The sequence below is a fragment of the Devosia sp. Root635 genome (assembly GCF_001427605.1).
In the GTDB taxonomy this organism is placed as follows: Bacteria; Pseudomonadota; Alphaproteobacteria; order Rhizobiales; family Devosiaceae; genus Devosia.
This window is the reverse complement of sequence record NZ_LMGZ01000001.1, coordinates 265,242-290,292: the sequence shown is the minus strand read 5'-3', so window position 1 is coordinate 290,292 and position 25,051 is coordinate 265,242. Positions and strand designations below refer to the sequence as shown.

The window sequence follows — 25,051 nt, the reverse complement described above, 5'->3', positions numbered from 1 at the left end:
CCGCCATGCGCCTCGTCGTCCGGCCGATCATTGCCCTGCTGATCGGGCTGTTTCTCGTATTGCCCACCATGGCGCGCGAGGAAATCCGCGCGTTCACCTCCGACGTTGTGCTCAATGCCGACGGTTCGGTGGACGTCACCGAAACCATCGACGTCAATGCCGAGGGCTTGGAAATCCGCCGCGGCATCTATCGCGACATTCCGGTGGTGATGCTTGGCAGCGACGGCGGCAAGGTGCGGCCGCAGCTTGAAGTGGGCGGGGTAACGCGCGAAGGCGATCAGGAAATGTATCGGGTCGAGCGCATGGGCAATTTCCAGCGCATCTGGATCGGCAACCCGGATGCCTTCCTCGATCGCGGCCTGCACCGCTACGTCATCCGCTACACCATGACCCGCATGGCACGGGAATTCGCCGACCACGACGAGCTCTACTGGAACGCTACCGGCAATTACTGGATTTTCCCGATCCTGGCGGCGCGCGCCAATGTGACCCTGCCCGACGGCGCGGTGATTTCGAACCTGGCCGGCTATACCGGCGAGGCCGGCTCGACCGAGCAGGCCGTATCGATCAAGCGGACATCCGACGCCACGGCGGCTTTCCGCGCCGGTCGCGCGCTGGGGGCAGGCGAGGGCATGACCATCGCCGTGGCCTTCAACAAGGGCGTCATCGCCTTTCCCACCGGACTTGCCGCCTTCCAGCAACGGCTGGGCGACCTGAGCGAGGTGATCCTGCCCGTTCTCGCCGCGCTGCTGGCTATAGCCTATAACGCCCTGGCCTGGTTCCGCGTCGGACGCGACCCGGAAAAGGGCACCATCATTCCCCTGTTCCACCCGCCCAAGGGATTCTCGCCACCGCTGGTGCATTACGTGCACAAATGGGGCTTCGAGAATTCCGGCTGGGTGGCGCTGACCTCGGCCATTTTCGATCTCGGCGTCAAAGGCCTCGTGGTCATCGACAACGCCGCCAACACGCTCAAGATCGCCACCACCGGCAAGCAGCCCGGTGAGGCATTGACGGCCGGCGAAAAAGTTCTCTTCGACTATCTCAGCGCCGAGGGAACCACGGTCATCGACAAGAGCACCGGCCCCAAATTGCAGAAGAAGCGCGGTGAATTCACCGCCGCCATCGAGAGCGAGAACCGCTCGCTCTGGTTCCGGAACAATACCGGCTACACCATTCTCGGCCTGGTACTGGGCCTGGGCCTGCTGGTCGGTATGGTAGCCATCGACGTGCTGACGCCGGAATGGCTGGTGGTCTCGGTGGTGCTCGGCATCGTCGCCGGCATCGCCATTGGCGGCATCGCCCATCTGCGGCACGGATTTCAGTTCCTGCGCTTCTTCGGCATCTTTTGGATCGCGATCTTCCTGTTCAATATCGGCAGCATGCTGGTCGACAGCTTCAGCAGCATCGAAGTCAATACCGGCGCCATCTCCGCCATTTCCATCGTCGTGGTCACCATCGTCTTCGCCGTGCTGATGCGCGCGCCGACCATGCAGGGCCGCAAGATCATGGACCAGATAGACGGGCTCAAGCTCTATATCGAGACCGCTGAGAAGGAGCGCATGAACATGGCGGGCGCCCCGCCCATGACCATCAGCCGCTTCGAGCGCTTGCTGCCCTATGCCGTCGCGCTCGGCGTCGAGAAACCCTGGAGCAACCACTTCGAGGCCGAACTGGCGCGCAATGCCGTTTCCGACGCCTCGGGCCTCTATCAGCCAGTCTGGTATCATGGCGGCTCGTTTGGTTCGTCAGGCCGCGCGGCTTCGAGCATGACCAATGCGGTGAGCGCGGCGGCCGCAAGCATGACGGCGGCCATGGTGGCGGCCCAGCCGGTGCAGGCCAGTTCCTCCGGCTTCTCTTCGGGCGGTGGCGGCGGCTCCTCCGGTGGCGGCGGAGGCGGTGGTGGTGGTGGTGGCTGGTAATCGCCAATAGACATCCCCGCCGGCCCAAGCTAAGCAAACCGCGCCTTTCCAATCCCGGTATCCGCCATGCCCGAACTGCTGCTCGAACTCTTTTCCGAGGAAATCCCGGCCCGCTTCCAGCGGCGCGCGGCCGATGATCTCAAGAAGGCCGTGACCAATGCCTTGGTCGATGCGGGCCTGGTCTACGAGGGCGCCAAGGCATTCGTGACGCCGCGCCGGCTGGCGCTGACCGTCACCGGCCTGCCGGCCCGTTCGCCCGATACAAGCGAGGAAAAGAAGGGCCCAAAACTCGGCGCGCCGCAGCCCGCCATCGATGGCTTCCTGCGTTCGGCGGGCCTCGGCTCCATCGACGAGGCCAAGGTCGAAAGCGACCCCAAGAAAGGTGACTTCTATGTCGCCCACATCAACAAGCCGGGCGCCGATGCGGTCGAGTTGCTCTCGGGCATCCTGCCGAAAGTCCTGACCGATTTCCCCTGGGCCAAGTCGATGCGCTGGGGCAGCGGCAGCTTCAATTGGGTGCGCCCGCTGCGCGCCATAACCGCAACCTTCGGCGCCGAAAACGAAGAGCCGGTGGTGATCCCCTTCGCCTCCAGCACCCTGGAAGCCGGGCAGACCACGTTCGGCCATCGTTTCCTCGCGCCTGAAGCGATCCGCGTCCGCCGCTTCGACGATTATGTCGAGGCGCTGGAGCGCGCGAAGGTGGTGCTCGATATCGACCGCCGTAAGGACATTATCCGCGCCGATGCCGACCAACTCGCCTTCGCGCAGGGGCTGACCGTCATTGCCGATGAGGGGCTGCTGGAAGAAGTCGCCGGGCTGGTGGAATGGCCGGTCGTCATGATGGGTTCGTTCGATCCGGCCTTCCTCGAACTGCCCGAGGAAGTCATCATCGCCACCATCCGCGCCAACCAGAAATGCTTCTGCCTGCGCGATGCCAGCGGCAAGCTGGCGCCCAATTTCATCATCACCGCCAATACGATTGCCGCCGATGGCGGCGCGGTCATCACTGCCGGCAATGAGCGCGTCATTCGCGCCCGCCTCAGCGATGCCGCCTTCTTCTATCGCGGCGACCTGGCTTTGCCGCTGGAACATGGCTTGCCCAAGCTGGAAGAAACGGTGTTTCACGCCAAGCTGGGCACGCAATTCGCCCGCGTCGAACGGCTGGTGAAGCTGGCGGCGGAGATCGCGCCGAAGGTTGGTGCGGATCCGGAACGCGCCAAGCGTGCCGCCATGCTGGCCAAGGCCGATCTTACGACCGGCATGGTCGGCGAATTCCCGGAATTGCAGGGGCTGATGGGCCGCTATTACGCCACGGCGCAGGGCGAACCATCAGACATCGCGACCGCGGTGGAAATGCACTACAAGCCGCTCGGCCCCACCGACAAGGTGCCCACCGAGCCGGTCTCCATCGCGGTGGCCCTGGCCGACAAGCTCGACCTGCTGACCGGCTTCTGGGCTATCGACGAAAAGCCCACCGGCTCGCGCGACCCGTTTGCCCTGCGCCGCGCGGCGCTGGGTGTCATCCGCATCATTTCGGAAAATGGCTTGCGCTTCCCGCTCAAGGTCGAGCCCGACCTGCTGGCCTTCTTCCATGACCGGCTCAAGGTCTCGCTGCGCGATGCGGGGGCGCGGCACGATCTTGTGGATGCTGTGATCTCGGCTGACAGCAACGACATATTGCAGATCACCCAGCGCGCCGAGGCTCTGTCCGCTTTGCTGTCAACAGCCGACGGGCAGAACCTGCTGGCGGGCTACAAGCGCGGCGCCAATATTCTCGCCGCCGAGGAAAAGAAGGACGGCAAGCCCTATGCAGGTGCTGTCGACCAGGACGCCCTGAAGCTGTCGGAAGAAACGGCGTTGGCCTTTGCCGTCGATGCCGTCCACGCCGCTGTGTCCAGCCATATCGGCAAGGACGACTACAAGGGCGCCATGGCCGAACTGGCGACGCTCCGCGGTCCGGTCGACGCCTTCTTTACCGCCGTGCTGGTCAACGATGCCGATCAGGCCGTACGCGCCAATCGCCTCAACCTGCTGGCCCGCCTGCGCGACACCATGCATCTGGTGGCGGATTTTTCGAAGGTTGCCGGCTAACCTGCGGGCAGCGCGCAGAGTACGCTGCCCAATGCCGTGGTGAACATGAACGAGGCCTCGCCCCGTTCATCCGTGATGAAGCTGCCGGTGAGGCCGATATCGGCCAGCGGGCCGGTGAGTGCGTTGACGCTGTTGCCCGACGAGGCCACCTGGCCGCTGCCGCCCAGGGTAGCGCTCGAGGCGAAATCGTAGTCGCCGGCCACCAGCAGGGTTAGCGTGCCGAAGGCCGCGCCGTTCATGTCGACGCATTGATATACGCCCGGCGGCGGAAACTGAGCCAGAGCCGGTGCAGTTGTCAAACCAAGAGCGACCAAGGTGATTGCAAATGGGCGGATCATCACCAGATGTTGCGCTGCGCCCGCGCCAATGCCAAATCAATCCGGCGCTATCGAAGGATAATTCCATGAGTGTTGGATTGCTGGCCCTGCTCGATGATGTCGCGGGCCTGGTGAAGGTTGCGGCGGCCTCGCTGGACGATGTGGCCGGGCAGGCGGCCAAGGCCGGCGTCAAGGCGGCCGGCGCCGTGATCGACGACGCTGCGGTCACGCCCAACTATGTGCAGGGTTTCACCGCTGATCGCGAATTGCCGATTGTCGGCAAGATCGCCTGGGGATCGATCAGGAACAAGCTGCTGTTCCTGCTCCCGGCGGCGCTGCTGCTCAGTCTTTTCGCGCCCTGGCTGATCACCCCGCTGCTGATGATCGGCGGCGCCTATCTTTGCTACGAGGGCGCCGAAAAGGTGTTCCACGCTCTGGCACCGCATGACGCCGAGGTCCATGAAGCGGGCCTCGAGCCGGTCGCTATCGCGCCGCAATCGCTTGAGGACCAGAAGGTGGCGGGCGCCATCCAGACCGATTTCATTCTCTCCGCCGAGATCATGACCATCATCCTGGCGGCCATCGAAGTTCCCGACTTCTGGACCCGAGCGGCCATCCTGGCCCTGGCCGGCGTCGGCATCACCATCGCCGTCTATGGCGCGGTGGCGTTGATCGTCAAGGGCGACGACTTCGGCGTCTGGACGGCTCGCAACGCGCACACTGGCGCCGGTCGTGCCTTCGGTCGTGGCCTGGTGGTCTTCATGCCGGTCTTCATGCAGATCCTCAGCGTTGTCGGCACCGCCGCCATGACCTGGGTCGGCGGCAGCATCATCGTGCACGGGCTGCATGAATTCGGTTTTGGATGGCCCGAACAGGTCGTCGAAATTGCGGCCCACTGGGCCGAGCACGCCCTGCCGGCCATTGCTGGTGTCGCCGGATGGTTTGCCACGGCGGCTGTAGACTTCATCTTCGGCCTGGCTCTGGGCGCCGTGATGATCCCGATCGCGGGTTATGTCATCGCGCCGGCGCTGAAGGCGATCAAGGGGCTGCTGCCTAAGCGGCGTGATCCAGCCGCTTAGGGCTTGGGCAGGTCGGTAAGAGTCTCCCCCAGGTCGGCGAGGCCGGCATTCAGCACGTCAAGCACATCGGTCCTGTCGGCTGAGGACAGGAAACTTATGCCGCGCCCAATTGCAGCTCGCCATTGCGCGCCACGCCGCCATGCCTCGGAGAACGCCTCGGCGAGATCGTCCTGCCTTCTGGTCAAGGCCATGGCTTCGAACAGCAATTTGGCTTGCTGCAAGTCTTTGTCGCGTTTCGCCTGGCCGTTGGCGTCGGACAGTCGGGCGCTCGCCACGATGAATTTGTGGACGGCAAACCGTTGCGGGCTGGGAACGCGAACCGATACACCGCTGCGATGCAGCATGGTGGTGCGCACAGGCTCGAAAATCAGGAAATCCAGATAGCGTAACGGCTCGGCCGAGGCTCCCCCCAGCGCGGGCATTGCCGCCGGCTTGTCCGCATTGTCGTCGCTGCCGCGATTGGGGGTGAGGAATTCGACCTTGTAGCCGGTTGCATTGGCGTATTGCGTACTCTGGAGTCCGCCAGATCGATGCGGAACGGGACGGAAGCTGGGGTCGAGCGTTTTGAGCAGATCGGCAACCGGGGGGAGGGAATCCTCCACGGCCGCGGAGATCGAGTGAAACTGAGCGAAGTCCGCGTCACCGGTCTGCATCAAGGCACCCGGCAACCGCACGCCGAGATAGGCCGAATAGGTCTGGAATGCGACCGTTCCGATCAATACCCCGCGCAGGCGGAATAGACCCGCGCGCTCCAGCATTTCCACGACGTCGCCGGTCATGCGCTCGGGAGCCGGCAGCCCTGCCTCGCGAGTCAGCGTCGCCACCAGTTTGCGGCGGGACTTCAGGTCATTCTTTATCGTGCGGAATTCCTCGACCCGCTTGCTGATCTCGCTATCGTCCACCGGGCCTACATAGCGGCGGACGGGAGTGGCCTTGGGATCATTGAAGTACCAATAGTCCCGTTCCTTGACCCTGGCCTTTACGAAGTTGCCGCTGACCGGGAAGGCGGCTTCAAAGCTGCCGTCCAGTGTTCGCTGATCGAGCTCGGCGAACATTGTGCGATAGATCAGGTCGATTTCCTTCATCGCATCCTCGTTATAACTTTTTCGCGAAAAGATTATAACGGGATGCTTACGCAGTCAGCAAGTGTCGGTTATACCTTTTTCGCGAAAAAGTTATAACCTACTGGCGAGGGCGCCTTAAACCGGCGGCATCAGCCTCTCTTCGCGCCGTTTGGGCTTGAACGGCGCCATGCCTTCATTGGCAAGTTGATCGGCGCGCTCGTTGAGTTCGTGGCCGGCATGGCCCTTGACCCATTTCCATTCGATCGTATGGCGCTTGGTGGCTTCGTCCAGCGCCTGCCAGAGTTCGAGATTCTTCACCGGCTTCTTGTCGGCGGTTTTCCAGCCATTGCGCTTCCAGCCGTGCATCCACTTCTGCACGCCATTCTTCACATATTGGCTGTCGGTATGAAGCTCGACCGTGCAGGGGCGCTTCAGCGCGTTGAGCGCCTCGATGGCGGCGGTCAGTTCCATCTTGTTGTTGGTGGTCAGCGCCTCGCCGCCCTTAAGCTCTTTTGTGTGGCCGCCATATTCGAGAATGGCGCCCCAGCCGCCGGGGCCGGGATTGCCCGAACAGGCGCCGTCGGTATGGATGATGACGGTATCAGTCATGACCGGCCGGGCGTTCGTAGATGTGGAATTGGCAGAGGAGGCCGCCAGGCTCCCTTTCGACCCGCGTCGGGACCATGCCGATCTTGCGGAGGATGGCGAGCGAGGGAGCGTTGCGGGTATCGGCAAAGCCGATGAAATGGGTGGCGTCGGTATCCCGGAAGATCCAGTCGCGCAATGCCCTCGCCGCCTCGCTCGCATAACCCTGCCCATGATGCTCGCCAAAGAGCGCATAGCCTAACTCGGGTTCGCCGGTAGGGGGATAAATGCCGTAGCCGGCGCGGCCGATAAAGGCGCCGTCGGACTTGCGGGTGAGCCGCAGCTTGCCCAGCTTGCGGCTCTCGAACAGCGCGATCCAGCCCGCCAGCGCCGTTTCTGCCTGTTCGCGGGTCCAGGGCTTGCCGTCCACGCTCAGATAGCGCGCAATGGCTTCGGTGCCATGCAGGCGCACCAAGTCGTCCACCTGGTCCATGCGCCAGCCGGACAGCACCAGGCGCTCGGTTTCGAGCAGGTCGAGTTCGCTCATCTGGCGACGGCGGCTTCGATGGTGCGGAGTTCGCGCGGAATGTTGAAGGCGATATTTTCCTTGGCCGTGACGCGCGCCTCGACCTTGATGTCGTAGCGCTGGGCAAAGGCGTCGATCACCTCGTCCACCAGCTTTTCGGGGGCCGATGCGCCGGCCGAAACGCCGAGGCTCCTGATACCCTCGAAGCGCGACCAGTCGATCTCGGCGGCGCGATCCACCAGCATGGCATTCTTGCAGCCGGCGCGTTCCGCGACTTCGACCAGCCGCAGCGAATTGGAGGAATTGGGCGAGCCCACCACGATCATCGCATCCACTTCCGGCGCCACGGCCTTGATGGCCTCCTGCCGGTTGGTGGTGGCGTAGCAGATATCTTCCTTGTGCGGGCCATTGATGGCGGGGAAGCGCTGCCGCAGCGCCGTCACGATTTCGCGCGTGTCGTCCACTGAAAGCGTGGTCTGGGTGACGAAAGCCAGGGTTTCCGGATCCTTCGGCTCGAACACCATCGCGTCGGCCACCGTTTCGACCAGGGTGATGGCCCCAGGCGGCAACTGGCCCATCGTGCCGACCACCTCGGGATGCCCCTTGTGGCCGATCAGCACGATTTCGTGGCCTTCGGCAAAATGGCGCTGTGCCTCGACATGCACCTTGCTGACCAGCGGGCAGGTGGCATCGAGGAAGAACATGTTGCGGCTACGGGCGTCGGCCGGCACCGACTTGGGCACGCCATGGGCCGAAAACACCACCGGTGCATCGGTCTCTGGAATTTCGCTCAGCTCCTCGACAAACACCGCGCCCTTGCCGCGCAAGCCATCGACCACGTATTTGTTGTGCACGATGGCATGGCGCACGTAGACCGGCGCGCCGTATTTCTCGAGGGCGAGCTCGACAATCTGGATGGCTCGGTCGACGCCGGCGCAAAAACCGCGCGGGGCACAGAGCAGAATGTCTAGTTGTGGCCGCTTTTCCATATCAGTCAGATGCTTTCAGCGCCTCAGCAAGTCAAGTCTTGTTGCGGTCGCACCGGCTCATAGGCAATATGCGTCTTCAAATATGGCAAGGACTTAACGGTGAGCTTGGCGCAGGAAATGTTCGCGATTGCCCCCGCCATGGGGAAAGCGAATCTATCCGCCAGCCAGCTCAAGCTCCTGAGCGGCAAGGCGCGTTGGATTTTCCGCGTCGGCGAAGCCGGCTTTCCCACCGTGCCCACCATCGCGCTCACCCGTGCGGCCTGGGAGGCGCTGCAAGGCGAGCGCTCCCGCCGCGAAACCAAGCTGCGCACCCATTGGGTGGCCTGCCTGTTCAAGCTGGTGGGCAAGGATGCCAAGCCGCCGACGCTGGTCGTGCGCACCTCGGCAGCGGCGCATAATGGCGGGTTGATGCCGGCCAAGATGGGCATTGCCGCGCCGGCCAATCCCGAAGATTCGGTCGATCCGGCGCGCCCGCTGGCCAAGGCCATCAAGGCAGCGTTCGACAGCTACGGCTTCGGCCAGGGCTGGACCGGCCGCTCCGATGAGGATCGCGGCCGCCAGATCGTGCTGGTGCAGGCGGCCGCCGATGGCGAGATCGAGCAATTCCTGACCCGCAACGCGGTAACCGGGGCGATGGGGCCGGCACCGGTCAATGGCGCGCCACTGCCGCGCATGTCCGATTCCATCGCGGCGCTGGTCGACCTGCTCGACGCCAAGGCCGGCCGGCACATGAACTGCCTGGTCGCCATCAGGCGCGGGCAGGTGCAGTTTCTTTCGGCACGGCCGGTGCAGGTGACCGCGGCAGCCGAGCTGGAAGCGGCGGTCGACCGGGTCAACCGCAAGGTCTGGTCGGCGCAGAATGCTGTAACCCGCGTCGATCCGACCCGGCTGACCCAATTGCTGCATCCGCGGCTCAAATCCACCGAGGGCGCTGCGCCCATCGCCACCGGGCTCGGCGTCTCGCCGGGGGCGGCGAGCGGCGCCATCGTCTTCAACCCCGAAGATGCAGCGCGACTGCGGGCGCGCGGCAAGCACTGCATCCTGGTGGTCAACGAGACCGGCCCCGCCGATATCGAGGGTATGAAGGCGGCAACCGGCATCCTGACGGCGCGTGGCGGCATGACCAGCCATGCCGGGGTGATTGCCCGTATCACCGGCAAGCCCTGCGTTGCCGGCGTGCGGACGCTGTCTGTCGATACCAACGAAATGATCTGTCGCATCGGCGACCGTGAATTCCGCAGCGGCGACCGGCTGACCATCGATGGCAGCGACGGGCAGGTCTATGCCGGCCAGTTGCCGCTGGCCCAGCCCCATATCGGCGGCGCCATCGGCACGCTGCTCGGCTGGTCCGATGCCAGCCGCAAAATCTCGGTGCGCACCAATGCCGAGACGGTCGAATCGGCGATGACGGCGCTGAGCTTCGGCGCCGAGGGCATTGGCCTGGCGCGGTCCGAGCATATGTTCTTTTCGCCCGAGCGCATGGTGGCCCTGCGCCGCGTCATCCTCAGCGAGGACGAAGACGATCGCAGCCGGGCCATCAACGGGCTGGTCGACTACCAGACGGGCGACTATTCGGCTTTGTTCTCGACCATGCACGGCCTGCCGGTGACCGTGCGTCTGTTCGATCCGCCGTTGCACGAATTCCTGCCGCGAAATGACGAGGAAATCGAGGAAACCGCAGCGTCGCTGGGTCTTGCCGTGCGGGCATTGCGGATAAATCTGGACCGGATAGCCGAGATCAACCCGATGCTCGGCCATCGCGGCGTGCGGCTGGCCATCACCTACCCGGAAATGCTGCAGATGCAGATGCAGGCGCTGATGGCCGGTGTCCGGGCCGCCAGCGAGACCCAGACCGAGCCGGTGGCCGTGGAGATCATGGTGCCCTTCGTATCGACCGCCAGCGAGGTCGCCTGGGTGCGCGATCGGTTCAACGCCATCGCCGCCAATTCGGGCCTGTTGCGCACGGACCGCGCCAAATTCTCCTTCGGCACCATGATCGAATTGCCGCGCGCCTGCCTGCGCGCCGGGGATATTGCCCAGATGGTGGACTTTTTCTCCTTTGGCACCAATGACCTGACCCAGACCACTTTTGGCATTTCCCGCGACGACGCGCCGACCTTCCTTGCGGCCTACCAGCGCAAGGGCATCTATGAGCGCGACCCGTTCGTCACCATCGACGAGAAGGGCGTGGGCGAGATGATCGCCATTGCCATCGAGCGGGGCAGGGCGGCCAATCCGGGGCTCAAGATCGGCATCTGCGGCGAACATGCCGGCGATCCGGCATCGCTGAAATTCTTTGCCGGTTTGGGCGTCGACTATGTGAGTTGCTCACCCTATCGTGTCCCGGTTGCACGGCTGACGCTGGCGCAGGCTTCTGCTTAAATAGCGAGGCAAGGATCCCCATATGAAGGGGGACCAGCCGGCGGCTGCCGGCACAAAAGGGAATGGGGCATACCGACGTGAGATTTTTGCCGGTTCTGGCGCTGCTGCCGCTGCTGACTGTTTCCACTCCGGCCGTCATGGCCCAGCCGGCCGGCTCCCAATGCACCGCGATCGCGGTCGACGCTGACCGTCTGGCCTGCTTCGATGCGGCCTTTGCCGCCCCGGCGGTGGGCGACGACGCGCTGGTGGTCTTCGAATCCGAGCAACTTATCCCCGCCCGGCCCAATGGCCGCGAACCCGCGACGATTACGGTTGCGTGCGCGGCGGGCGTGCTCACCGTGGCCTTCACCTTTGCCGGCAACACCATGTCGGCGCTGGGCAACGATGCAGGCATTACCTGGCAGTTCGACCTGCAGGCGGCGCGCAGCCGCACTCTGCCGGTCAATGCCGAGAACACCGCGATCCTCCTCAACAATACCCGGGATTCCCTGGACTTCATCCAGAGCGTGGCTGGCGCGACAAACCTCACAGTGCGGGTCACGCCGGTCAGTTCGCGTTCGCTCACGGTGCGCTATCGCGTCGATGAATTTGCCGATCAGGTGGCGCCGATCAGGGGTGCCTGCGGCGCCTGACGCCTGCGACAAAGCTGTCAGTCACATTCCCGCCGGGCGCTGGCCATGGTTAACCCATTGCTGCGCCTCAAAGCCTGTTTACCCAGCGCTAACCCTAATCGGACATCATAACAATTGTCGGCATTTTAGCGTCACTTTCGCCGATCAGTAGTTTTGTTGCGTAGCGTTGAGTAGCGTTTGATGGCTTCTTCCCACCGGCCGGTGCGTTCGCGCCCGGTCAGAGCGGTTCGCCGACATCCCTTCACCAGGCTTCTGGTCGTCGGGATTTTTTGTGGCCTCGGCTATGCCGGGCTCACCAACGGCGCCTTTGGCCCGGCTGCCGACCTTGCTGACGCCCTGCCGTCCGATGTCGATCTGGTCGCCGCCAGTATTTCTTATGCCGGCGTCGATCCGGTTATCACCGGTTCGGTCGATCGCCTGTTCGAAACCGCCAGCTTTACCGGCCCGAACCGGGCCGAAAAGACCGATCGCATGCGGCCGCCGGTTGATGTGCTTGCCATTTCCCGCAGCTTCGAAGACGTCCGCATTCGCCTTGCGGCCCTGCGCGGTGGACCCGCTGATCCGACGGCCCTGGGGCAGTCGCGCATAGCCGACGTGGCCATCGAGCCGACGGGCGATGTCGAGATCGGGCCGCGCATGTCGGTGGCGTCCATCGATCCGGCGACTGCGGCGGCGCTCGACGCTATTGCCGGCATCGCGCCCGCAATGAGCACGCCCATGCCGGTCATGGCCTCCGAGCAACTGGCTTATGCCCGCGCCACAGCCCCGGTTACCGGCGGCTTTTCGAGTGGCACGGCGATGCAGGTATCGGACAAGGAACTGTGGTGCCTGGCCACCGCGATCTATTTCGAGGCGCGGGGTGAAAGCTATCGCGGGCAGGTGGCGGTGGCCCAGGTCGTGCTCAACCGGGTCAAGGATTACCGCTATCCCGACACCATCTGCGGGGTGGTGTTCCAGAACCAGAGCCGGCGCAATTCCTGCCAGTTCTCGTTTGCCTGCGACGGCATTCCCGAGACCGTCAACGATGGCCGCTCATGGGCGCAAGCCGAGGATATTGCAAAGAGATTTACCGACGGCCAGCTCTACCTGACCGAGGTCGGCGACGCGACGCACTACCACGCCAGCTATGTCCGGCCGGCCTGGGCGCCCCGCATGACCAAGGTTACCCAGATCGGATTGCATATCTTCTACAAGTTCAAGCGCGGCTGGCTGTTCGGCTAGCGGGTCGAGCCGTAGTAGGAGAAGGAACCGGCCGTGCCGGTGCGGAAGGCCGACCAGCGGCCATTGGTCCAGTAGCTGAAGACGTTGCGCGCGGGCTCGGCCGCCTCGACACTTATCCCCGGATATTGGACGTGGCTGGAGAACATCGCATCGGTGGAATAAGTGCCGGTCGCGGTGGTGGTGATGGTGACATAGCTGACCTTGCCGGCCTCGACCTTCTTGACCGTGGTGGTCGAGAGCGGATCGGTGGCAACGGAGGCGTCGTAGTCGACGGTGTAGTCACGGTCCTCGAACCTGACCAGGCTCGCGGCATCGATGCCGCTGGGCGTGAATTCATCGGCAAAAGCCTCGAAAACCATGCCCGGTCCGATGGCCGCAAGGGCGGTGGCGCAGAGGGCGCCGACAGTCATGCCGAGCAGGAGATGGCGATCTGGCAGGTTCATGGCGTTCCGTCCCGAAATGAAGCGAATGGCGACATTGTCTTAACGGTTCAGAAACCATAGCAGCCCCGACAGGGCAAAGTTCATCCTTGGTTAGGGTTAATGTCCACAGGAGCCAAGCCCTTGGCCTCTAGACCGAAATCGCTTCGAAGGCGGCGATGAAGCGGTCATGCGCCTCGCGGGTCGGCCAGGGGCGGATCAGCCGATCGAAGGCATCCACGTCGAAGGCCGGCAGGCTCGGTTCGCCGAAGAATTTGCGAGCTTCCGCATCCTCGAAACCGGCCAGATGGATGGCCTCGAAGAAGGCCGCTTCCCGGTCGGCCTTCTTGACCTGTTTGGCGAGGGCCGCCGGCATGGCGGCGGGCAGCGAGAAACGCAGATAGATGGCCGAGAGCAGGCGGTTTTCGACATCCTTGTAGTTGCCGCCCATCGCCGCCTTGAAGGGCGAGATGATGTCGCCCATCACATATTCGGGGGCATCATGCAGCAGCGCCTGCGCCTGCGAGACGGCATCGCAATCGGGATTGTGGGCGCGGAATAACTCCAGCACCAGCACCGAATGCTGGGCCACCGAAAATGGGTAATCCCCCTCGGTCTGGCCGTTCCAGCGGGCGACTCGCGCCAGGCCGTGGGCGATGTCGGAGAGCTCCACATCCATCGGCGAGGGATCGAGGATATCGAGCCGGCGCCCCGACAACATGCGTTGCCAGGCGCGTGCGCTAGTGCGTGCCATCGGTCCCCAAAAGCTAACAGACTGTTAGCATCGAGATTAGCATCAAGGGACGATTCGCAGAACGTCCGTGACGGGTCCGGGCGAGCCCGGCTTGTACTATTCGACCATTTCGCTTCCGCCAAAGGCATAGGTGGCCCAGGCGGGGAGCGTCACGGTGACCGGCTTGCCGTCCACGGTTACCGCTTCGGGATCGGTGATGCGGTCGAGGCGGAGGATGGCGACGGCCTGGCCGTCGACCACCTGGCCGATCGTGCCGGCCTCGCGGCTGCCGGCGATCAGGGCGCTGCCGGCCGGAGCGGTGATACCAGTGACAATGACGGGGCGGCGGCGGGCGGTGCCGCGATGCTTCATGCGGCTGACCACTTCCTGGCCGACATAGCAGCCCTTGGCAAAGTCGATGCCATCAAGGATGTCGAGGCCAATATCGTGGGCGAAGGCATCGTTGGCGGGGAAATCGGCGCCCTGTTCAGCGAGGCCAGCGGCAATGCGGGCGCCATGATACACCGCGTCATCCGTCGACCAGTCGACGGCGGCAGCGAGGGGGGCGACGATGCGCCAGCCGATGCGGGCGGCGCCGAGCCGGTCGATATGGCTGATGGCATCGGGCCGCGCTTCGGTGGTGAAGCCGACGCGGTGGGTTTCGCGCAGATCATCGATCACCACCTGAGCGCGCAGGCGATACATCTTCATGCGCTTGAGGAAGTCGTCGGCCACCGACTGGTGAACGTCGAGCCAGAGCCCATCTTCGGCCCAGCCGGCCAGGCCTTCGGCCAGGATTTTGCCCTGGGGCGAGAGCAGGGCCCACCAGGCGGCCGTGTCACTGTCGCCGGCTGGAACGTGGCCGGTGACCACATCGTTAAGCAGCTTATGCGCGTCGGGGCCGGAGAAACGGAATACGGCGCGGTCGGCGCGCAGATGGATGGTCATGATGGTCTTCCCAGGAGGACCCAAGACATGGCGCAGCGGGGCGGTATTTTCAAGGATGTCGGGTGGCGTTGTCCCTGCCGGCGCTCTCTTGCGCGGCGATGCCGGTGTTCGTCGGCATTTCCAGCCCTCCCCCACCCTTGATCCCTCCCCGCAAGGGGAGGGAGACGACTGAAACATTGCATATGCGATAGCCCCACCTCTCAAGGGGAGGGTGGGCAGCAGCCGAGAGAATGGCGCGCTATTGCAGGATGCGGTCGAGGTTGTATTCGCCGGAACGGATGCGGTCGGGCAGCAGGGCGATGAGGTCGGCGGTGGCCTCGTCGCCGTGCATCTTGACGAAGGTGGCCAAGGCCGCGAACAGCGAGGCATGGGCCAGCGACGCGCTCTGCACGCCATCGTCCTCGGCGCCATGCCAGGCCTCGGCGAGATATTCGAGCGCCAGTTGCCGTTCGCCCTGTTCACGGTCGAAGATGGCAGCCCCGGAAGCGGATGCAAACATGGTTTTGCTCGTGGTCATGACGTTTGGGTTAGCATGAAGGGCCCCAACCGGCGCGCGGGAAGTAACCCGAAGGTTAACGGGCGGTGCGCGATTGTACGGAGAGGGCCGCATGTAGGCGGGGAATCATCGCCCGCCTATTCGGCAAAGCGCGTATGGATGTCGCGCGCGATGCGCTCGGCCTCGACCAGCAGGCGCGTCAGGGCCTCGCGCGCGGCCGGCGTGCAGGCGCGGTGAAAGCGCGAATAGGCGGTGTAGCCGACATTGAAGGCCCCGGCGAGGCGCTGGCGCCGGTCTTCGTCGGGTTCGTCCAGCGCGATGAGCTCGGCCATCTGGGCCCGCCAGTCCTCGGTGCCGGCTTCGCAAAGCGGCTGTAGGAAGTAGAGGCTGCCCATGATCTCGGCAAGCCGCTCCATCTGCCGCTGATAGGGCGGGTCGATGGCGAAGGCCGGGGCAGTGCCCAAGGCAAGCAGCAGGGCGATGGCGAGGCGAATGCGCTTCATGGCGATTGCTTATCACCCTTGCGCCAGAACTGCGAAGGCTCTCGCAAGCACGTCATCGAGGCGGCTGGTGGTGCGCAGGGCAATGAGGGCCGCCGGGTCGAGCCATTTGTGGTCGGCGATCTCGTCGGAGGCGCGCAACTGGCCGGAGAAATCGCGGGTAGCGAACACCGCCAGCCGGAATGTGCCGTCGCGGCCAAGCGGCTGCACCAGCACGGGCCTGGGATTGCGGATGGTGAGGCCCACCTCCTCCGATATTTCGCGGATGGCGCATTGCTCGATGCTCTCGCCCGGCTCGGCGCGGCCGCCGGGCAGGGTCCACAGATGCTGATAGGGCGCATAGGCGCGCTTGATCAGCAGCACTTTGCCGTCGCGGACGAGGGCGACGCTGGCGGCGTTGGGAACGTCTTCGGTCACTTGAGGCTCATTTGCGATTCGGTCGATCGCAGACTACCTGTTGTTTGCTGATTCAGGAGTGCGACCATGTGCGGACGCTACGCTTCGACGCTGCCGCCCGAAATGATGGAAGAGCTGTTCAAGCTGTTCAATTCCATCGACCTGGTGCCGCGCTACAATATCGCGCCAACCCAGCCGGTGGCGGCCATCTGGGAGGCGCATGGCCGGCGCGAGGCGCATTTCGCCCGCTGGGGCCTGGTGCCCGGCTGGGTCAAGGATCCGCGCGATTTCCCACTGCTGGTCAACGCACGGGTGGAAACCATGGCCGAAAAACCGGCGTTCCGCGATGCGCTGAAGCATGGCCGCTGCATCATTCCGGCCAGCGGCTATTATGAGTGGCACACCAATCCGGACAAATCCAAGCAGCCCTATTACATCACCATGGAAGACGACCGGCCGATGGCGCTGGCCGGGCTCTATACGAGCTGGATGGGCCCCAATGGCGAGGAGATCGACAGCGTGGCGACGATCACCGTGCCGGCCAATGAACAGTTGTCGGAAATCCATCACCGCATGCCGGCCATCCTCGAGGGCGAAGCGATCGAGGGTTGGTTGAATGTGCGCAACGTGCGGGCGCGCGAGGCCGGGCAGCTGGCATTGCCGCTGAAGGATGGGGCGTTGAAGTTTCATCCGGTGTCGACGCGGGTGAATTCGGCGCGGGACGACGATGCCGGGCTGATCGAGCCTGTGACGGTGGTGCGGCCGGAGCCGAGGCCGAAGAAGGTCGCCGGGGGTGGGCAACTGGATTTGTTCTGAGGGGGCGCCGTGGCCTCGGTCCACACCCTCCCCTTAAGGGGAGGGTAGCGTCGCTCGGCCCAAAGGGCCGTAGCAAAGCTAGGGAGGGGGTTGCTGATGCCCCAAAGGTCCGCGTTCGTGGAACCCGCGACACCCCCACCCTGCTCGATTCAACGGACTTAGCAAACGCTAGGTCCTATCTCGCTTCCCTCCCCTCAAGGGGGGAGGGTGGGGCCGGTGGATGGGGCCAGCGGGGTAGTCGCTACATAATCCCGAAATAGCCCAGCGCGTCGCCCATGGCGTCTTCTTCCCAGCCGAGATGGGACAGCAGGACACGTTCGAGGGCGTGGTAGACGGTTTTGGCGTCTTCGAAGCGCGTAGGCGTCGGCTCGGCAGCGAGCGCATTGAGGGCGGTGACGAGGCGTTCGAGCAATTCATGCACTACCACATGCTCGGCCGTCAGCCGCTCGGCAATGGCCTTGAAGGCAGGCCCCTGCAGAGCGAGCACTGGAAAGAGGTGGTGATCCTCGATGGAATGATGCGTGTCGACAATGCCGCAATGCTGGCCGCAGAGATTGCCGAAGCGGCGGTAGTTGGCGACCATGGCCAGATCACCGGTTTCGGTGGCGATCTCGGCCGGCGTCACGCTGCCGGCATTGGCGCGTTCGATGAGCTTGCCGAGGGTGACCATGTTGGCGCGCAGGTGATCGTGGATCATGCGCAGATGTTCGCCGGGGGCGCGCTGAGCGTCGGTCAGGCCTTCGAGCCTGGGCACGGGGGGGCGGGTGGCGTCGTCGAGGAAGGTGATGTTGAGCAGCATGGCGGATAGATGGGGCCAGCGCAGGATGAGTGCAAGACGGCACCGGTGGGGAACTGGGTGCCCTTCATGTGACCGTGGCACGCCCTCGTGGTTCGAGGGTCGCTGCGCTCCCGCCTCACCATGAGGGCTACTTCCAGCTCGGTGTACCAGGAGCCCTCATGGTGAGGTGCGCTTCTTCAGCGCCTCGAACCACGAGGGCGTGCCACTAGCCCAGCATCTTTCCCGGATTGAGGATGCCCCTGGGATCGAGCGCGGTCTTGATCGAGCGCATCATGTCCAGCGCCACCGGATCCTTGACCTGCCTGAGCAGGTCCACCTTGAGCTGGCCGATGCCGTGTTCGGCCGAGACCGAGCCACCCAGGCGCAGCACGATTTCGTAGATGGCTTCGTGCAGGATTTCGTCGGCGCTGGCCATGAAGGCCTTGGCATCGGCGCCGACGGGCTGGCTGAAATTGAAGTGGATATTGCCGTCGCCCATATGGCCGAAGGGCACCGGGCGGATGCCGGGGACCAGGCGCTGGGCGGCGGCGCTGCCCTCGGCGATGAGTTGGGGCACCGCGGCGATGGGCACCGAGACATCGTGCTTGATCGAGGCGCCTTCCTGGCTTTGCACCTCGCTCATCTGCTCGCGGAAGGCCCACATGCGGGTGCGGTCGGCGAGGGATTCGGCGAAGACGGCATTATCGAGCAGGCCATCGGCAAAGGCGGCTTCTATGGCGGCCATCAGCGCGCCGGACGCGCCGCCCTTCATGCGGCTGACTTCGATCAGCGCATACCAGGGGGACGGGCCGGCGCTGGGGTCACGGTCGAGCACGCCATGACGAAGCTGCATCTCGAGCCCGATATGGGGCACGATCTCGAAGGCATTGAGCCGGCTGCCGATGCGTTCGCGCAGGACCTGAAACAGGGTGAGCGCGGCTTCCGGCCCGGTAATGCTGATCAGCGCGGTTTCGTAATCTTCCGGCTTGGGGAAGAGCTTGAGCGTGGCGGCGGTGATGATGCCCAGAGTGCCTTCGGCGCCGACCAGCAGATCCTTGAGGTCGTAGCCGGTATTGTCCTTCTTGAGGGAATTGAGGCCCCGGTAGAGGCGGCCATCGGCCAGCACGGCCTCGACGCCCATGGTGAGCTCGCGGGCATTGCCATAGGCCAGTACATTGACCCCGCCGGCATTGGAAGAGAGCAGGCCCCCGATACGGGCCGAGCCCTGCGAAGCCAGCCAGAGCGGGAAGATCATACCTTCGGCCTCGGCGGCCTTGTGGGCGTTTTCGAGGATAGTGCCAGCCTCTGACGTCATGGTGCCGGCGGCGGTGTCGAGGACGCGGATATGGTCGAGTCTGGCAAGGCTGACGATGACTTCGTCGCCGCGCAGGGGCACCTGGGCGCCTACCAGCCCGGTATTGCCGCCCTGGGGGATGAGGCCGACCCGGTTTTCATTGGCCCAGCGGACGATGGCCTGCACCTGCTCGACCGAGGCGGGCAGGGTCACGGCGGCCGCCTTCTGGTGGAAGCGCTTGCGAGGCTCGTTGAGGTAGGGAACCATTCGCCCGGTTTCCCCGATGACCGCATTGGCGCCGACAAGCGCGGTGAGCTGGGCAACGATATCGGCGGCGGAAAGGGGCATGGCAAAACCGGAGCTTGGTGTCAGGCGGCTGGCGAACTGATCCTCCATGTGCCACAACCAGCGCAACGACTCCACTGCCTTAGGACGCGCCGGCTTGGCGGCGCGGGAATGTCATGACAGCCCTCGTCTGGCCGGAAATCTACTTTGTCCGGCATGGTGAAACCCCCTGGAATGCCGAACGCCGCTATCAGGGGCGCAAGGACATTCCGCTCAACGACAAGGGCCGCGGCCAGGCCAACCAGAATGGCAGGACGCTTGCCGCCCTGTTCGCCGCGCGCGGGCTCGATCCGCAGGCCTTCGAATGGCACGCCTCGCCCCTGGGGCGGACGCGCGAGACCATGGAGCGGGTGCGGGCCGGGTTCGATGCGCACCTGCCCGAGGTGAAATATGACGTGCGGCTGATGGAGATTTCCTTCGGCGTGCTGGAGGGAGAACTGTTCGAGCAGCTTCCGGCCAACATGGCCATCGCGCCGGGCGAACGCACCGAGGACTATTGGGACTATCGCCCCGAGAATGGCGAGAACTACCGCGATGTCGAGGCGCGGCTGGCCGAATTCGCCAGCGTGCTCAAGGGGCCCTCGGTGGTGGTGGCCCATGGCGGCATCGCCCGGACCCTGCGCGTGCTGATCGAGCATGCGCCGATCGTGGAAGTGATCAACTGGGCCCCGCCGCAGGACGCGGTCATGCATTTCACGCCGGGGCGGATGGAGCTGTTGCGGGGATAGCGGCGGTTGTTGCAGGCGCGGTTCGGGCTTATATTGGCGAGGTCAGCCGATGGAGGCGTCCGTGAACGAGATCAAGAAGTCCAGTCTTTTTCAATCGATCGATGGACAGGCGATAAAAGTTCCCGCTGGATTTGAGATGCCTGGGACTGAAGTCACCGTCACCAAGGACGGTGAGCGCCTGATTGTCGAGCCGACCGGGGAGACATCGAAAGGCCCTCTTACCTGGGCCGAACTGCTCGACCAAATGGAAACGATCGACGTTGATTGGCCAGATGTCGATGAGGGGTTGCTTCCGCTGGATGACATAAAACTTTGATCGACATCGAATTGATGCTCGATACTAATATTATGTCGCATTTCATGCGCTTCCCGGCTGGTCATGTGGCGGAGCGCATCAGGCGATATAATGTCCAAAGCACCGGCATATCCATCATCGTCGCCAGTGAGTTGCGATACGGAATAGCGCGGGTCAATTCCCAGCGGCTTCAGCATCAGATCGAGTGGGCCTTGTCATTTGTCACGATCCTGCCGCTAGAACCGCCAGTTGACGAAATTTACGCAAATCTGCGCGACCGATTGGCAAAGGAAGGTCGGCCAATCGGTCCGAATGACTTGTTCATCGCTGCTCATGCGCTTGCGTTGAATGTGCCGCTGGTGACGGACAACATCGGCGAATTCTCCCGCGTGCCCGATCTGCGGGTCGAGAACTGGCTCGATTGACCTGACGCGCGGCGCTGCCTAGAAGGCGCCGGGGCACGTAGCGCGGAAAAATCGATGACACAACTGGATTGGCCGGACTTCTATTTCGCCCGGCATGGCGAGACCGACTGGAATCGCGAGCGGCGTTACCAGGGTACCCTGGACATTCCCCTCAACGATACGGGCCGCAAGCAGGCCGATGCCAGCGGCGTGCTGCTGCGGGAATTGCTGGAACGGGACAATGTCGACCCGCTGTCGCTTCGCTGGTTCGCCTCCCCGCTCGGCCGGGCGGCCGAGACCATGGAGCGCATGCGGGCCGCCTTCGACACGGACCTGCCGCCGGTGGTGCTCGATCCGCGACTGCTCGAAATCTCGTTCGGCACGCATGAGGGCCGGCTCCACTCCGAAATCGCGCGCGAACAGGCCCTGGTGGGTGACCACGACCGCTGGCATTACCGGCCCGAACAGGGCGAAAGCTACGATGACGTGGCGCTGCGCCTGCTCGATTTTGCCCGCGAACTGACCCAGCATGCCGTGGTCGTGGCCCATGGCGGGGTGCTGCGGGTGTTGCGCCACCTCGTCGAAGGCGTGGAGCGCGACCAGGTGGTGAGCTGGCCGCCGCCGCAGGGCGCCGTTGCCCATTTCGTGCGGGGCCGCATGACGCTCTATTCGGCGACCAACACGTGGGACAGCGTGGATTGATTTGACCTTATCGCGCCGGGCCGACTTTTGAAGCCGCGTTTTCGGAGCGGAAAAGTGTTTCCCACTTTTCCTGAAAACGCTTTATGAAAGCCCGCAACCACGGGGGCGCGCCATGTCTTTCAATACGTTCGGACATCTCTTCCGCTTCACCACCTGGGGCGAGAGCCATGGGCCGGCGCTGGGCGTGGTGGTGGACGGGTGCCCGCCGGGCCTGAGCCTGACGCCGGACATGATCCAGCGCGACCTGGACCGGCGCAAGCCGGGGCAGAGCAAATACACCACGCAAAGGCGCGAGGCCGACGCGGTGAAAATCCTCTCAGGCGTGTTCGAGGACGAGCGCACCGATGGGCCGCGCACCACCGGGACGCCGATTTCGCTGCTGATCGAGAATACCGACCAGCGCTCCAAGGATTATGCCGAAATCCGCGACAAGTATCGGCCTGGCCACGCCGACTATACCTATGACCAGAAATACGGCCTTCGCGACTATCGCGGCGGTGGCCGCACCTCGGCGCGCGAAACGGCAGCGCGGGTGGCGGCGGGCGCGGTGGCGCGGCAGGTGCTGGCGGGCATATCCATCCGCGCCAGCCTGGTGCAGGTGGGGCCGCACAAGATCGACTACAATAATTTCGACTGGGATCAGGTGGACGAGAACCCGTTCTTCTGCGCCGACGCCAAGGCGGCGTCGCTCTGGGCCGACTACCTCGACGGCATCCGCAAGCAGGGCAATTCGGTGGGGGCGGTCATCGAGGTCGTGGCCGAGCATGTACCGGCTGGCTGGGGTGCGCCCATCTATGGTAAGCTGAGCGCCGACCTCGCCTCGGCCATGATGAGCATCAATGCGGTCAAGGCCGTGGAAATCGGCGCCGGCTTCGAGGCGGCGAGCCTGACCGGCATCGAGAATGCCGACCAGATGCGTTCGGGCGAGGCGCGGCCGTATTTCCTTTCCAACCATGCCGGCGGCATTCTGGGGGGAATTTCCAACGGCGACCCCATCGTCTGCCGTTTCGCGGTGAAGCCGACCTCATCGATCCTGACGCCGCGACAGACGGTGACGACGGGCAACGAGGACACCGATATCGTGACCAAAGGCCGGCATGACCCCTGCGTCGGCATCCGTGCCGTGCCGGTGGGCGAGGCGATGATGGCGCTGGTGCTGGCCGACCATGCGCTGCGGCATCGCGGGCAGACCGGCCGGGATGGGGCCGTGGGGTTCGAGCGGAACTGAGCGGCTGCCAGGATCGGTCGGTAATCAGGCGCGACGACATCAACACCCACCAGCGCTTCCCGCGGACTTGATCCGCGGGTCTCTCGCAGCTTGCGCCGTGTTGAAAGTGACCCGCGGATCAAGTCCGCGGGAGGCGCCGGTGGGTGGGGTAGGTTGGATTTTCCCCGCAATACTGCCAAAGCCTGAATGTCGATTGACCCTAGCGCTTAGCGCTTGCGCACGAATTCGGTGCGCAGCACCAGGCCCTTGATGGCGTCGTGGCGGCAGTCGATTTCCTCGGGATTGTCGGTCAGCCGGATCGACTTGATGACGGTGCCCTGCTTGAGGGTCTGCCCGGCGCCCTTGACCTTGAGGTCCTTGATCAGCACGACGGAATCGCCATCGGCCAGCACAGTGCCCGATGCGTCGACTACGGTCGGGCCGGCTGCGGCCTCGGCCGCCAGTTCGAACGCCGGGCGCCATTCGCCGGTCTGTTCGTCATAGACATAGTCGTCATTGGCATCGGTCATGCTGGAATCCTGTCGAGATATCGGGGGGTGCCATGCCCTAGCCGAAGCGGGCGGCAAGGACAAATTTGGGTTCTGATTGCGGTCGCTGCGTGGCTGCGGCGGGTTTGTGGGAACAGCGTGCGCCACGCCCTCGTGGTTCGAGGCGCGTGAAGAACGCGCACCTCACCATGAGGGCTACTCCTGGCGCAATGTACCGGTAGCCCTTTGCGAGAACAGAACAATGAGGGGCGTGGCAATCAGCCTCGTCTGAAGACCAGCACTGTCTCCACATTGCCGTCGCCGCCGGCGATGGGCGAGGGGACCGATACCCGGTGCCGAAACCCCTGTGCCTCGAAGAAGGCGATGACTTCAGCGAGGGCAGTGGCGATGGCGGCATTATCCGTGACGATGCCGCCCTTGCCGACATTCTGGCGACCCACTTCGAACTGCGGCTTGAACAGGATCACCGCGTCGGCGGTCGGCGTGCAAAGGACCAGCGGCGCGGCGAGAACCTTGGTGACCGAGACAAAGCTGATATCGGAGACCAGCAGGTCTATCGGCTCGGGGATGGTCTGGGCGGTCAGGTCACGGGCGTTGATGCCCTCCATGCCGATGACGCGGGTGCTGCCCTTGAGGCGCGCATGCAGCTGGTCGTGGCCGACATCGACGGCATAGATGCGGGCGGCACCGCGCTCCATAAGGACCTGGGTGAAGCCGCCGGTCGAGGCACCGACATCGAGACAGGTCTTGCCGCTGGGGTCGATCCCGCCGGCATCGAGGCCGGCGACCAGCTTGAGGGCAGCGCGGGACACGTAGTTGGCGGCGGGGTCGCTCAGCGCCAGCGTGTCGGTTGCGCCGACCATCTGGTTCTGCTTGTGGGCGGTGACGCCGTTTATGGTGACAGTGCCGCGCAGGATGGCGTCGCGAGCGCGGGCCCGGCTGGGCAGCAGGCCGCGCTGCTCGAGGGCGAGATCGAGGCGGATGCGCTCGCTCATCCCTCGACCAGGCGCTTGACCTTGGCGATGGCGGTATCGGTAGCTTCCTCATAGGCGACGGTGCTTTTGAAGGTGCCGTCGGCGTCGATGAGGAAGGTCTGGGCGGTGTGGTCGACGAGGTAATAGGGGTCGTCGGCGGCATAGCCATCGGCCTTTTCGCCGACGACGCCGAAGGCGGCCTTGACGGCTTCGGTCTGCGCTTCGTCGCCGACCAGGCCGATGATCGAGGGGTCGAAGCCTTCGACATAGCCCTTGACCGTATCGAGCGTGTCGCGCGCCGGATCGACGGTGACGAAGATGATGCGGAGCTGTTCGGGCGTGAGGCCGAGTGCGGCGCGCCAGGCGGTGGTTTCGGCCAGCGTGGTGGGGCAGACATCGGGGCAGAAGGTGTAGCCGAAGAAGATGAGGCTGGGCGTGCCCTTGAGGCTGTCCTGCGTGAAGCTGCCGCCCTTGGTGGAGGCGAGTTCGAATGGCTGGCCGGTAACGCCCAGCGGGCGGGTCGGGGGGCGGAACAGGTAGAGCGCGGTGGCGCCGATGGCCACGACGGCGACCAGCGCCCAGAGTGCGATGCGGAAATTACGGAGGGATGCGGGGGTTGTCATGTTGCCTCGGTGGCACGCCCTCGTGGTTCGAGGCTCGTGAAGAACGCGCACCTCACCATGAGGGCTACTCTTGGCT

The 25,051-nt window shown here is 64.3% G+C and carries 27 protein-coding genes and 1 pseudogene; 12 read left to right on the top strand and 16 right to left on the bottom strand.

The window, feature by feature from the left end; translation table 11 throughout:
- Window positions 1–5: 5 nt before the first annotated feature.
- Together ASD80_RS01420 and glyS are read left to right on the top strand one after the other, a co-directional pair.
- Complete coding sequence (locus tag ASD80_RS01420; protein ID WP_056227885.1) at window positions 6–1,922, top strand: DUF2207 domain-containing protein; 1,917 nt, start codon at window positions 6–8, stop codon at window positions 1,920–1,922.
- Between the two features lie 66 nt (window positions 1,923–1,988).
- Window positions 1,989–4,013 carry a glycine--tRNA ligase subunit beta gene (gene glyS, locus ASD80_RS01415; RefSeq protein WP_056227882.1) on the top strand — a complete coding sequence of 675 codons (2,025 nt, stop codon included), beginning with the start codon at window positions 1,989–1,991 and terminating at the stop codon, window positions 4,011–4,013.
- Here glyS and ASD80_RS01410 read toward each other — a convergent pair.
- Window positions 4,010–4,252, bottom strand: a complete 243-nt coding sequence (locus ASD80_RS01410) for a hypothetical protein (RefSeq protein ID WP_056227879.1) — start codon at window positions 4,250–4,252, stop codon at window positions 4,010–4,012. The two genes, glyS and ASD80_RS01410, sit on opposite strands and share 4 nt — an antisense overlap.
- A 164-nt stretch (window positions 4,253–4,416) precedes the next feature.
- Between ASD80_RS01410 and ASD80_RS01405 the strand changes: the two genes are divergently transcribed.
- Window positions 4,417–5,409 (top strand): DUF808 domain-containing protein, encoded by a 993-nt coding sequence (locus ASD80_RS01405; protein WP_056227876.1) that lies wholly within the window; start codon window positions 4,417–4,419, stop codon window positions 5,407–5,409.
- On the opposite strand, the gene ASD80_RS01400 is transcribed toward ASD80_RS01405, so the two are convergent.
- The 4 genes from ASD80_RS01400 to ispH form a co-directional block, all read right to left on the bottom strand.
- Window positions 5,406–6,494 carry a GSU2403 family nucleotidyltransferase fold protein gene (locus ASD80_RS01400; RefSeq protein ID WP_056227868.1) on the bottom strand — a complete coding sequence of 363 codons (1,089 nt, stop codon included), beginning with the start codon at window positions 6,492–6,494 and terminating at the stop codon, window positions 5,406–5,408. The genes ASD80_RS01405 and ASD80_RS01400 overlap by 4 nt on opposite strands.
- 114 nt (window positions 6,495–6,608) lie before the next feature.
- The gene (gene rnhA, locus ASD80_RS01395; RefSeq protein ID WP_056227865.1) at window positions 6,609–7,082 is read right to left on the bottom strand and encodes a ribonuclease HI; all 474 of its coding nucleotides are present in this window, start codon (window positions 7,080–7,082) and stop codon (window positions 6,609–6,611) included.
- The gene (locus tag ASD80_RS01390; RefSeq protein ID WP_056227862.1) at window positions 7,075–7,605 is read right to left on the bottom strand and encodes a GNAT family N-acetyltransferase; all 531 of its coding nucleotides are present in this window, start codon (window positions 7,603–7,605) and stop codon (window positions 7,075–7,077) included. The genes rnhA and ASD80_RS01390 overlap by 8 nt, the downstream gene beginning before the upstream one ends.
- A complete protein-coding gene (ispH, locus tag ASD80_RS01385) occupies window positions 7,602–8,573 on the bottom strand; it encodes a 4-hydroxy-3-methylbut-2-enyl diphosphate reductase (RefSeq protein WP_056227859.1) in 972 nt (323 codons plus the stop codon). Before ispH ends, ASD80_RS01390 begins: the two co-directional genes overlap by 4 nt.
- A 99-nt stretch (window positions 8,574–8,672) precedes the next feature.
- Between ispH and ASD80_RS01380 the strand changes: the two genes are divergently transcribed.
- From ASD80_RS01380 to ASD80_RS19270, 3 genes and pseudogenes are all read left to right on the top strand, one after another.
- Window positions 8,673–10,955 (top strand): putative PEP-binding protein, encoded by a 2,283-nt coding sequence (locus tag ASD80_RS01380; protein ID WP_156460269.1) that lies wholly within the window; start codon window positions 8,673–8,675, stop codon window positions 10,953–10,955.
- A 77-nt stretch (window positions 10,956–11,032) separates the two neighbouring features.
- A complete protein-coding gene (locus ASD80_RS01375; RefSeq protein WP_210168423.1) occupies window positions 11,033–11,587 on the top strand; it encodes a hypothetical protein in 555 nt (184 codons plus the stop codon).
- A gap of 807 nt (window positions 11,588–12,394) precedes the next feature.
- Window positions 12,395–12,808, top strand: a pseudogene (locus ASD80_RS19270) (cell wall hydrolase); the annotation flags it as partial.
- Here ASD80_RS19270 and ASD80_RS01365 read toward each other — a convergent pair.
- The 6 genes from ASD80_RS01365 to ASD80_RS01340 all read right to left on the bottom strand — a co-directional run bounded on the left by ASD80_RS01365 (window position 12,805) and on the right by ASD80_RS01340 (window position 16,321).
- Window positions 12,805–13,251: a hypothetical protein gene (locus ASD80_RS01365; RefSeq protein ID WP_056227848.1), complete on the bottom strand. Its 447-nt coding sequence runs from the start codon at window positions 13,249–13,251 to the stop codon at window positions 12,805–12,807. The pseudogene ASD80_RS19270 and the gene ASD80_RS01365 sit on opposite strands and share 4 nt — an antisense overlap.
- Before the next feature lie 127 nt (window positions 13,252–13,378).
- Entirely contained in the window at window positions 13,379–13,981 is a 603-nt protein-coding gene (locus tag ASD80_RS01360) for an HD family hydrolase (protein WP_056227845.1), read from the bottom strand.
- 96 nt (window positions 13,982–14,077) lie between these two features.
- Window positions 14,078–14,908 carry a YgfZ/GcvT domain-containing protein gene (locus tag ASD80_RS01355; RefSeq protein WP_056227843.1) on the bottom strand — a complete coding sequence of 277 codons (831 nt, stop codon included), beginning with the start codon at window positions 14,906–14,908 and terminating at the stop codon, window positions 14,078–14,080.
- Window positions 14,909–15,146: 238 nt separating this feature from the next.
- A complete protein-coding gene (locus ASD80_RS01350) occupies window positions 15,147–15,407 on the bottom strand; it encodes a hypothetical protein (RefSeq protein ID WP_056228229.1) in 261 nt (86 codons plus the stop codon).
- A gap of 134 nt (window positions 15,408–15,541) precedes the next feature.
- Entirely contained in the window at window positions 15,542–15,907 is a 366-nt protein-coding gene (locus tag ASD80_RS01345) for a TIGR02301 family protein (protein WP_056227841.1), read from the bottom strand.
- A gap of 12 nt (window positions 15,908–15,919) precedes the next feature.
- Window positions 15,920–16,321 carry an NUDIX hydrolase gene (locus ASD80_RS01340; RefSeq protein WP_056227838.1) on the bottom strand — a complete coding sequence of 134 codons (402 nt, stop codon included), beginning with the start codon at window positions 16,319–16,321 and terminating at the stop codon, window positions 15,920–15,922.
- Between the two features lie 66 nt (window positions 16,322–16,387).
- Between ASD80_RS01340 and ASD80_RS01335 the strand changes: the two genes are divergently transcribed.
- Window positions 16,388–17,116 carry an SOS response-associated peptidase gene (locus ASD80_RS01335; RefSeq protein WP_056227835.1) on the top strand — a complete coding sequence of 243 codons (729 nt, stop codon included), beginning with the start codon at window positions 16,388–16,390 and terminating at the stop codon, window positions 17,114–17,116.
- A gap of 241 nt (window positions 17,117–17,357) precedes the next feature.
- Here the strand turns inward: ASD80_RS01335 and ASD80_RS01330 are convergent, their stop codons facing one another.
- Window positions 17,358–17,915 carry a hemerythrin domain-containing protein gene (locus ASD80_RS01330; RefSeq protein ID WP_056227832.1) on the bottom strand — a complete coding sequence of 186 codons (558 nt, stop codon included), beginning with the start codon at window positions 17,913–17,915 and terminating at the stop codon, window positions 17,358–17,360.
- A gap of 205 nt (window positions 17,916–18,120) precedes the next feature.
- The gene (locus ASD80_RS01325; RefSeq protein WP_056228226.1) at window positions 18,121–19,536 is read right to left on the bottom strand and encodes an FAD-binding oxidoreductase; all 1,416 of its coding nucleotides are present in this window, start codon (window positions 19,534–19,536) and stop codon (window positions 18,121–18,123) included.
- A 113-nt stretch (window positions 19,537–19,649) separates the two neighbouring features.
- Between ASD80_RS01325 and ASD80_RS01320 the strand changes: the two genes are divergently transcribed.
- From ASD80_RS01320 to aroC, 5 genes are all read left to right on the top strand, one after another.
- A complete protein-coding gene (locus ASD80_RS01320; protein WP_056227830.1) occupies window positions 19,650–20,261 on the top strand; it encodes a histidine phosphatase family protein in 612 nt (203 codons plus the stop codon).
- Between the two features lie 61 nt (window positions 20,262–20,322).
- Entirely contained in the window at window positions 20,323–20,577 is a 255-nt protein-coding gene (locus tag ASD80_RS01315) for an antitoxin (RefSeq protein WP_200950190.1), read from the top strand.
- A 14-nt stretch (window positions 20,578–20,591) separates the two neighbouring features.
- Complete coding sequence (locus ASD80_RS01310; RefSeq protein ID WP_056228224.1) at window positions 20,592–20,981, top strand: type II toxin-antitoxin system VapC family toxin; 390 nt, start codon at window positions 20,592–20,594, stop codon at window positions 20,979–20,981.
- Window positions 20,982–21,035: 54 nt separating this feature from the next.
- Window positions 21,036–21,662: a histidine phosphatase family protein gene (locus ASD80_RS01305; RefSeq protein ID WP_056227824.1), complete on the top strand. Its 627-nt coding sequence runs from the start codon at window positions 21,036–21,038 to the stop codon at window positions 21,660–21,662.
- Between the two features lie 112 nt (window positions 21,663–21,774).
- The gene (gene aroC / locus ASD80_RS01300) at window positions 21,775–22,890 is read left to right on the top strand and encodes a chorismate synthase (protein WP_056227823.1); all 1,116 of its coding nucleotides are present in this window, start codon (window positions 21,775–21,777) and stop codon (window positions 22,888–22,890) included.
- Window positions 22,891–23,096: 206 nt separating this feature from the next.
- On the opposite strand, the gene ASD80_RS01295 is transcribed toward aroC, so the two are convergent.
- From ASD80_RS01295 to ASD80_RS01285, 3 genes are all read right to left on the bottom strand, one after another.
- Complete coding sequence (locus ASD80_RS01295; protein ID WP_056227820.1) at window positions 23,097–23,399, bottom strand: alkylphosphonate utilization protein; 303 nt, start codon at window positions 23,397–23,399, stop codon at window positions 23,097–23,099.
- 236 nt (window positions 23,400–23,635) lie between these two features.
- Complete coding sequence (locus ASD80_RS01290; RefSeq protein WP_056227816.1) at window positions 23,636–24,373, bottom strand: TlyA family RNA methyltransferase; 738 nt, start codon at window positions 24,371–24,373, stop codon at window positions 23,636–23,638.
- Window positions 24,370–24,975, bottom strand: coding sequence for an SCO family protein (locus tag ASD80_RS01285; protein ID WP_056227814.1), 606 nt, complete (start codon window positions 24,973–24,975; stop codon window positions 24,370–24,372). The genes ASD80_RS01290 and ASD80_RS01285 overlap by 4 nt, the downstream gene beginning before the upstream one ends.
- Window positions 24,976–25,051: the final 76 nt, after the last annotated feature.